Genomic DNA, 233 nt, shown 5'->3' on the forward strand with positions numbered 1-233 from the left:
CGCCGCAGCCGAGAATTCAGCGACCGTTTTCAGGCCGATCATCGGATAGTTGGCGATCAGTGTCTGGGCCGCGCGCCGTTCGCCGGCCGGCATCGTGCCGAGGCGATCGGCGATCAGTTCGGCAATGCTGGAAATCATGTTTTCCCCACCCCTGGCTCGGCCGAAGGCCTTTTCCGAGATCGCATTTGACAAAGCCGGACAAACTGTATGAAATCATCCACAGGGACGCAATG

The 233-nt window shown here is 59.2% G+C and carries 1 pseudogene; it reads right to left on the minus strand.

Annotated elements, in window-relative coordinates:
• Positions 1-138: pseudogene (locus EOB49_RS38565) on the minus strand (RpiR family transcriptional regulator); the annotation flags it as partial.
• Positions 139-233 lie beyond the last annotated feature (95 nt).

Source organism: Mesorhizobium sp. M7A.F.Ca.MR.148.00.0.0 (genome assembly GCF_003997735.1).
Classification (GTDB): Bacteria; Pseudomonadota; Alphaproteobacteria; order Rhizobiales; family Rhizobiaceae; genus Mesorhizobium.